Below are 3,632 nucleotides of genomic sequence, written 5' to 3' on the forward strand. Positions count from 1 at the left end.
TTGAACAAGAATTTAATAGTACAAAAAGTGTTATAATCAAAAGTTGTCTTTTCATAGTTATATTTCTGTTTCTACGGGAATATTACTGCTAACGTTCTGGCACTACAGCGGGTTTGGGACTAAATTAAGCCCATTCTTCGGACTTGCCAAATCATCCAAATACAAGACCATTATTCCATTAAGCCAAATGCCCAAATCCGTTGTAGTGGCTGTTAGCGGTAGGTTTTTCTCAACTTTCCATTGTCATATAGTCCAATTCTCCGTTTTCGTCAGTCTTTATTACAACTAAATAGTCGGTCAATTCACGTCCAATTGTGTAATCAAATATTGCAAAATTATCTTCATCGTGAGGATAAAGTCCAACTCTTACTAATTTCAATTTTGTCAAAAGTTGCTGTTCAGGTTCTGTTGATGAGTCGTCAAAGTTTATGAGTGTTGAAATTTCGTCTTTACTAATTTCTTCAAGATGATGTTCTAAGTAAAACTTTACCGTGTCACCATCCTCGTCACTGTAATCACTATGAATATATGTTTTGTTTAGTTTGTCAAATTTATCAATATTGCCAATAAAGTTTTTTACTTTATCCATTGTTGGCGTGTCAATGATTTTGTCTTCAAAATTTAGGTCTATCTGAATTTCGTTTCCATTGAATTCAATGTCAACATCATAATATTCTTCTAAATTTCCTATTGGTAATTTTCCGAAATGTGGTAACGTATATTCTGCCATTTTGTTAATATTTATTTTTTTTTTAGATGTCATTTGTCTAAACTTACTGCTAACGTTCTGGTACTACAGCGGGTTTGGGACTAAATTAAGCCCTATTTTCGGATTTGCCAAATCATCCCAAGTACAAGACCATTTTTCCATTAAGCCCAATGCCCAAATCCGTTGTAGTGGCTGTTGGCAGTAGTATTTTTTATTCACTTGAAATGTTTAGTTTCAATTATTTTCGAATTTTTCCCATAATAAACAATACTGTCAAGGTGATATTTCTCATTTGCAGGAATAGGATATTCTTCTGTAGTTTCATCAACACTTGATGAATATTCCTTTCGGTTTTCGTATGAGATTTCTTTTATACGATGATTATTTTTATTGTATTCCCAAGTTCCTCTAACTTGTTCTTTGGAAGTTGCAGAAAGAAAGCACAGAAAAGGAATAGGTGTACAAAATATAAGAATTAATATATTCCATTTTTTTATTTTTATTCTGTCTTTCCAAATTATGAATCCCACAACGATTGTCAAAATAGCCCAAATGATTACAAGTATAAATAAATAACCTAGTGAAGTACTTTCGTTATTTTTAGACAGCATCCACATAAAAACTGTAGACAGAATATAAATTACTGAAATACTTAAAAGTTTTAAATTTGGATTTTCGTTACTCATTTTTTGGTAATATTACTGCCAACGTTCTGGCACTACAGCGGTTTTGGGATTAAATTAAGCCCTATTTTCGGATTTGCCAAATCATCCCAAGTACAAAACCATTTTTCCATTAAGCCAAATGCTCAAATCCGTTGTAGTGGCTGTTAGCGGTAGTTTTTTCTTTCAACACGGTTCCACTTTTGATTTTTAAATTCATAAATTGGAAATGGAAGAACTCTTCCGCAAGTTAATGCAAAGCTATAATCAATTACAGCTCTTTGAAATGTTTTGTCAAAGATTGGTTTTCTGATACAAATTATTCCTTTCGAGCACATTTTTAAAATTTCGTTTCCCTTACCATTTTTTACAGATTTAAGATTTTCTAAAGTAACAATCTTAATATTGTTTTTTTCCAATGCTTTTAAATTTAAACGAAAAAATTTTGAAAAGCTGGCTAAACTATCAAGATTTGTATTATTGTCTGTTCTTAATTCACTTATCAGGAAACTTCGAATATCGAAACTTGGATTTTCAGCAATACTAGTTTCAATTAATGATTCTTTTGGGATTTCCAGCAAACAATTACAGCTACTTTCCTTTATTATTTGAATAATTATTTCGTTTGCTTTTTGATTGTAAACATCTTCGGATTCCTTTTGGCTGTTACAACCACTAAATAATATGCAAATTAAAAACCCGAAAATAATAAGATTGTATTTTTTCATTTTTCAATTGTTCTTGAATTCTCCAGTTTTCTGCAAAATTAGCGCATAACGTTCTGGCACTACAGCGGGTTTGGGATTAAATTAAGCCTATTCTTCGGATTTGCCAAATCATTCCAAATACAAGACCATTTTTTCATTAAGCCAAATGCCCAAATCCGTTGTAGTGGCTGTTAGGTGACGTTTTTTTATTTATTTTACTTTGTCTAATATTTTTATAGTTGCTTCCGTACCAGTTATTTTACAATTTTCTTCGTAAGTTAAACTTGAATCTAATCCAAATTCAGCCATAATTTCTTTTCTTAACAGATCATTTTTTGGGTTTCTTAAATCAAATTCAGTTTTGTAATATGGTTCTCGATTAAAGTCAAATATATTATTGTTTTTTATTGTTTCAACTATATCAACTTTCCAATAACTTGTGCTAAATCCGCAAGAATAATAACCGTAAGGATTTTGCATAAATCTGGAAGTACTATTTTCAGGTAAAAATATATTTTCACCGCTTATATATTTATTGAATTTAGCGATAGGAAGTTCTCTATGAATTAAACCCCATTGTAGAAAAACATTCGTATCGCCAAATCGTATGCTTCTTCCATAAGATATTGGATATTCGAATTCTTTTTCTTCTAGTTTTTTATGACCAATTATTTCATATTCTCCATAATGTAAATGGTTATCCATCATAAAATCTGAAGGCAAAGCCTTTAGATTTTCTAATAATTTTATATCAATATTCTTTTCTAACGATATGTATGGATACAATTTTACCAAAATAGGCATTCCCATTAATAAATTTAAACCGTGATTTTTCTCTAATAAATTACTTTTTCTTAATTTATTGATGTCAAGTAAAATTCGCCCAAATCCATAATTAGTTCTATCAATTTTGTATGCAAAAAAATCACCTGATTTATATTTTACGTTTTTCTTTTTAGCATTTTTAAACTTGTTGATTTCTTGCAAATGATTTTCATCAGAGTTTTTTATGAAATCTTGAACCCAAAAACTAAATTTATTTTCTTCTTTTTGTGTTTTGTCTTCCCAATTGCTAGAGTAAAAAGTTGTTTTTGTAGTATGATTTCCAATTAATAAATATCCAAAAGGGGTTAATGAAAAATATACTCCAATAGGTGTTTTTGACGATAGAACTGATGCAGTTAATTTTTGTTCTTTTCCTTTACTTGTTTTTGGCAATATGATTTCTCTATTCTTTGTTAGTTCATCATATTGGAATTCTACATATTGATTTTGGGTAGAAATTATATGTTTCTTTATTGTATTATCCTCAAAATATAAAATACTTGGTTCACGGTAAGTATCGCCTTTTAATATTACTTTTTCCCAATTTGGCTTTACTTTATCAAGTCCTAAATATTCTCTTTCTGTATTTGATAATTCAAAATTCATTGATTTTTGGTTTTTTCTGTGAAAATGTCACCTAACGTTCTGGCACTACAGCGGGTTTGGGACTAAATTAAGCCCATTCTTCGGATTTGCCAAATCATCCAAATAAAAACCATTTTTCTATTA

4 protein-coding genes are annotated in these 3,632 nt (G+C 29.9%); all 4 read right to left on the reverse strand.

What is annotated here, in order from left to right:
* Nucleotides 1–229 precede the first annotated feature (229 nt).
* The gene (locus tag C8P67_RS21805) at nucleotides 230–730 is read right to left on the reverse strand and encodes a DUF2004 domain-containing protein (protein ID WP_170141514.1); all 501 of its coding nucleotides are present in this window, start codon (nucleotides 728–730) and stop codon (nucleotides 230–232) included.
* A 194-nt stretch (nucleotides 731–924) separates the two neighbouring features.
* Nucleotides 925–1,395: a hypothetical protein gene (locus tag C8P67_RS21810; RefSeq protein WP_115815311.1), complete on the reverse strand. Its 471-nt coding sequence runs from the start codon at nucleotides 1,393–1,395 to the stop codon at nucleotides 925–927.
* 143 nt (nucleotides 1,396–1,538) lie between these two features.
* Nucleotides 1,539–2,099: a hypothetical protein gene (locus tag C8P67_RS21815; protein ID WP_115815312.1), complete on the reverse strand. Its 561-nt coding sequence runs from the start codon at nucleotides 2,097–2,099 to the stop codon at nucleotides 1,539–1,541.
* Between the two features lie 189 nt (nucleotides 2,100–2,288).
* Entirely contained in the window at nucleotides 2,289–3,509 is a 1,221-nt protein-coding gene (locus C8P67_RS21820) for an immunity 26/phosphotriesterase HocA family protein (protein ID WP_115815313.1), read from the reverse strand.
* Nucleotides 3,510–3,632 lie beyond the last annotated feature (123 nt).

Origin of the sequence: Flavobacterium aquicola (assembly GCF_003385115.1) — a bacterium.
Taxonomy (GTDB): Bacteria; Bacteroidota; Bacteroidia; order Flavobacteriales; family Flavobacteriaceae; genus Flavobacterium; species Flavobacterium aquicola.